We start from the raw sequence: 4,954 nt of genomic DNA on the forward strand, positions 1-4,954 counted from the left end.
GTAGTAGCCGACCTTCAGGAACGCCTCCTGGAGCTGCTCCGAGCCGACGGTGCCGCCCGCAGGTTCGCGCTCGAGCCGGGCGCGTGCCTTCTCGTAGTTGGCCAGCACCGCCCGCCTGACGGGCGGACGGGCCGTAGGGGAGCGCGGACCTCTCCGGGGAAGGCGTCAGATGCCCGGCCGGGGCACCGCACGCAGAGTGCGGTGCTCGGGTACCGCCGGCTCCTGCGGGTCGGGCCCGGCGTCGTACCCCGGAGCAGATAGGCCTCCAGATGGCGGTTGACACAGGCGTTGTCGCCGCCCGCGATGCCGTGCGTGCCCGAGCGGCGCTCGGTGACCAGCGAGGATCCGGCCAGTCGGCGCTGCAGTTCCAGCGCTCCGGGGTACGGCGTGGCGGCGTCCCGCTCGGCGGCGAGGATCAGCACCGGGGGCAGCGCGCCGGCGGCCGTGCGGACGTCGAGCGGCTGCTGCCGGGGCTCCGTCCAGTACGCGCACGGCAGATTCATCCAGGCGTTGTCCCAGGTCTCGAACGGGGCGGTCTGCGCGAGCCGGGTGTTGTCCCGGTCCCAGGTGTCCCAGCTGGTCGGCCACGGGGCGTCGTTGCACTCGACCGCCGTGTAGACGGCCAGGCCGTTCTCGTCCTCCGCCGCGTCCTCCGCGCGGGGCTCCGCCTGCTCGATCAGCCGCTTCGGATCGCCCCGTAGATACGCCGACAGGGCTTGGGCGCGGCGGGGCCAGTACGCGTCGTAGTAGCCGACCTTCAGGAACGCCTCCTGGAGCTGCTCCGAGCCGACGGTGCCGCCCGCAGGTTCGCGCTCGAGCCGGGCGCGTGCCTTCTCGTAGTTGGCCAGCACCGCCTGCTGGGTCCGGCCCAGGTGGAAGACCGCGTCGTGCTTGGCGACCCAGCGGCGCCAGTCGGCCCAGCGGGTCTCGAAGGCGAGCGACTGGTCCAGGTTGGCCTGGTACCAGATCTGCCGCGGGTCGGGGTTGACCGCGCTGTCGAAGACCATCCGGCGCACATGACCGGGGAAGAGCGTTGCGTAGACCGAGCCGATGTAGGTGCCGTAGGAGGACCCCAGGAAGTTGAGCTTCCGCTCGCCGAGTGCCGCGCGGATCACGTCGAGGTCGCGGGCGTTGTTGAGCGAGGTGTAGTGCCGCAGGGCCGTACCCATCCGGAGCGAACAGCCGCGTGCGTACACGCCGGCCTTCTCCTTGCGGAGGTTCTTGTACTCCTCCGAGGGGTGCAGCGGGAGGTTGGTCGGGGCCTTGGCGAACTCGGCCGCGTCCTGGCAGGACACCCGCGCCGAACGGCCGACCCCGCGCGGCGCGTAGCCGACGAAGTCGTACGCCTTCGACAGCGACCTCCACTCCTCGATGGGCGCGAACATCGGGAAATCCATACCGGAGGCGCCCGGCCCGCCCGGGTTGAACAGCAGAGCCCCCTGGCGAGCGGAGCCGGCGCCGGTGGCGCGGACCCGGCTGACGGTGAGGGAGATCTTCCGGCCGCCGGGGTGCGCGTAGTCGAGAGGCACCGAGACGGTGCCGCACTGTACGGGGTCCGGCAGGTTCTCGGTCTTCGGACAGCGGCCGAAGGCGATCCCGGCGGCTGCCGCGCGGTGCACGGCGACGGCGGTGCCGCGGACTTCGGGGGCGTCGCCCGCTGCGCTCGATGGAGCTGCGCTGCCGGCGGGGGTGGCGGCGACTGCGGTCAGAACCAGCGACCCGAGGGTGCCGTACAGCGCTACTGCTCTCACAGGGTCATCCCCTCATACGAAGAAATATGACAGGGATGATTCGTCGGACTATTCCGGAAGTAAAGGACTGTGAGGCGGTGTCGGGACCGATGCGCCCGAGCGGCCCATGGCTGGGGGCCGTTCTGCTGCCGCCGCCTGCGGTCAGGTCCGCCTGGAGCGCAGGATCTGACATGACGTCAGGTGTGGCGGTTGCGGACGGTGGGCCGAGCGACGGTGCACGGGATCCGGCCGATCGGCCACCCGGGGCGGGGCGGTGCCGTTCGGCCCCGGATCCGCCCGGTGCAGGCCGGTGGCGATCGCGGTTTCCGCTGCGCGTGCGGTGGGGCAGCGTGGGTTGCGGGAAGCGTGGGGTGCGGTTGCTGTGCCTCTTTCGCCGGAGAGGCTGTGGTCCCCGGACGCCTTCGGTGTCGGGCGCGGCAGCCCCGCTACGGCTGACCCGGGGTCAGCGGGATCGCAGGGCGGCGCCGAACAGCCGTGCGATGCGGCCGCGGGGCAGCGGCGCGGGGCCCGAGCGCTCACGCCACCACAGGCCGAGCCGCTCCCGTACGGCCGCGTCCGTCGCGTACGCGGGCTCGGCCGAGGTCAGCAGGTGCTGGGCGAAGTCCAGCGCGTCCCGGCGGTAGCCGCCGGTCATCGGACGGGACCGGGCGTAGCCGACAAAGGCCTGCCGATAGGCCCGGCCGAGGATCTCCGGCAGTTCGGGGGCGACCTTGGCGACGACATCGGCGCGCTTGGCGGTGAGGGCCCGGTTCTGGACGCGCAGCCGCTGACGGTCGAAGCCCTCGGGGGCGGGGGTGCCCGCCACGAGCGCGGAGAGGAGCGCGGTCTGCCTGAGCCCGAGGCGCTGCCGCGGGGCTTCGGTCGGAGCCCCGGCGCCGGGCCCGGCCCGTGTTCCTGCCGCTGCCCCGGCGGGGCTCCCGGACGGTGTGGCTCGTTCACCCGGTTCGCCCGGTTCCCGGGGTGAGGGCGCGCCGTCCGCTCCGGCCGCCGTCGTCCCGCCGGAAGCGGGCCCACGGGCTTGACCGGCCCCCCGGGTCGGAACGGGCCCACCCGCCGGAACGGGGGCATGGGGCCTTCGGGACGCGACCACCGCACGGATCGCGTCGAGTTCGCCTTCCAGCTCCTCCGGCGCCGGAAAGTCCTCGTCGCGCTCCAGGAGTACGCCGGGTGGTTCGGTACGGGAGCACAGCTCCGCCAGCACGTCGAGCACCGGCTCGGTCACCGGGTGCGCGTGGCTGTCGTGCCACACGCCGTCCTTCTCGACGCCGCCCGCCACATGCACGTACGCGATGGCCTCGACCGGCAGTTCGTCCAGCGCGGTCGCCGGGTCCTCACCGCGGTTGACGTGGTTCGTGTGCAGATTGGCCACGTCGATGAGGAGCCGTACCCCGGTGCGCTCCACCAGCTCCGCGAGGAACTGCCCCTCGGTCATCTCCTCGCCCGGCCAGGCGATCAGCGCCGCGATGTTCTCCAGGGCGAGCGGCACGGGGAGCGCCTCCTGGGCGATCCGGACGTTCTCGCACAGCACGTCGAGCGCGTCACGGGTGCGCGGCACCGGCAGCAGATGGCCCGCCTCCAGCTGGGGCGAGGCCGTCAGCGGCCCGCCGGCCCGTACGAACGCGATGTGCTCGGTGACCAGCGGCGAGCCCAGCGCCTCGGCTCGCTCGGCGAGAGCCGTGAGGCGCGCCGGGTCCGGGCGGTCCGCGCCGCCGATGCCGAGGGAGACACCGTGCGGGACGACCGTGGTGCCGCGCTCGCGCAGCCGCAGCAGCGGTTCGGGGAGATGGCCCGGGCAGATGTTCTCGGCCACCACCTCGACCCAGTCCAGACCGGGCAGCCGCGCCACCGTCCCGGCGATCTCCGGCCGCCATCCGATGCCGGTCCCCAGACGTTCCATGGTCTGCCCCTCCCCGTCGGGTGTTCCGGGTGTTCGACTGGTGTCCCACTGATGGCCCGGCCGGGCCGGGCCGAATCCTCGATGGCGGCGGTTCAGAGGTTGATTTGAGGTTGTGGCCCCGGAAGCGCCGAGGGCACCGGCACGCAGTACTCCGCGTGTCCGGTGCCCCCTGGCCGGGTTCGGCTCACGAGCCCTGCGTCAGTAGCCGCTGGTTCCCGAGCCGGTGTTCGAGCCGAGCTGTGGTACGGACGTGGAGTCCGCCGTGGGCTCGTCCGCCGGCGGAGCGTCGGCCGACGGCTCCGAGGTCGTCTTCACTCCATCGCCCGGCACGACGGGGATGGGGGCGGGCACCGCGGTGGACGTGGGCGGCGGGGGGCCGGTCGGGCTGGCCGGGGGAGCCGTCGCCGCGTCGTTCGCGATGGCGTCGAAGTCCACCATGCCGGTGCGCTCGAGCATGGTGATGTGGTCGAGGACCGTCAGGTTGGCGGCGTCGGCCAACGACCGGACGAGAGTGTTACGTGTGTTGTTGCGGGTCTGCCCTATCTGGCCGAAGAACTTGCCGTGGGCCGAGCGCAGGAGGTTCGCGAACTTCCGCTGGTACTCCGTGCCTTGCGCGTTCGTCATCTCCTGGAGCCAGCCCTGCTGCTGCGCGTTCGGCTGGTTCGGCAGCTCGACCGCGAGCTTCGCCGCGATGTCGCGGGTGCGCTTGTCGAGGTCCGTGTGCCCGACGATCAGATGGTCACCGGCGTCCCTGACCGCCTGGGTGGGGGCGCGTTCCATGGCCTGCATCCCGGCGGGCATCTCCCACAGTCCGGCCAGCCGCACCTTGACGATGAAGTCCCGGTCGGCGGCGGTCAGCGGACCCCACTTGGTGGACACGGTCCCCGCGGTGAGGTTGGCCGTTCCGGGCCCGGAGCGGTCGGCGTAGGACCAGACGGGGTAGATCATGGCGCTGAGCGTCGCGACAAGAGCGACGATGATCAGCTTTGTTGCGTTGATGTGTCGCAAGGTGTCTCCTGCAGGGGCGGCACACGGGGGTGCACTCGGCGCATACCTCGGCTGTGCGAATCTGCGGCCGGAGCGGGGGGTCGAGTTGCGTCAGCCAAGCGTTAACTGTGCGGTCGGTCAAGCGGCTTCGTCGGATCGGCGGCCCGAGGGGCCGGGCGTCAGGGGCTGTCTCGACGTGGTGACCTCCATGGATCGGGCCGCGGAGCGTCCCTGGGTCCCCGGGACGACAGGGAGGCGGGCCGCGGGCCGTCCCGGAGGCCCGGCCGTGGACGCGTCCGGGAGGTGCGCGGGGACGGTC

3 protein-coding genes are annotated in these 4,954 nt (G+C 72.6%); all 3 read right to left on the reverse strand.

The window, feature by feature from the left end; genetic code table 11:
- Positions 1–14: 14 nt before the first annotated feature.
- The 3 genes from ACTWQE_RS33610 to ACTWQE_RS33620 all read right to left on the reverse strand — a co-directional run bounded on the left by ACTWQE_RS33610 (position 15) and on the right by ACTWQE_RS33620 (position 4,656).
- Positions 15–1,751, reverse strand: coding sequence for an alpha/beta hydrolase (locus ACTWQE_RS33610; protein ID WP_443332884.1), 1,737 nt, complete (start codon positions 1,749–1,751; stop codon positions 15–17).
- Between the two features lie 442 nt (positions 1,752–2,193).
- Positions 2,194–3,648, reverse strand: a complete 1,455-nt coding sequence (locus tag ACTWQE_RS33615; RefSeq protein WP_443332885.1) for a multinuclear nonheme iron-dependent oxidase — start codon at positions 3,646–3,648, stop codon at positions 2,194–2,196.
- Positions 3,649–3,846: 198 nt separating this feature from the next.
- Positions 3,847–4,656 (reverse strand): DUF4142 domain-containing protein, encoded by an 810-nt coding sequence (locus tag ACTWQE_RS33620; RefSeq protein WP_443332886.1) that lies wholly within the window; start codon positions 4,654–4,656, stop codon positions 3,847–3,849.
- Between the last annotated feature and the right edge of the window lie 298 nt (positions 4,657–4,954).

It is taken from the genome of Streptomyces sp. 8N706 (assembly GCF_052245415.1).
GTDB lineage: Bacteria > Actinomycetota > Actinomycetes > Streptomycetales > Streptomycetaceae > Streptomyces.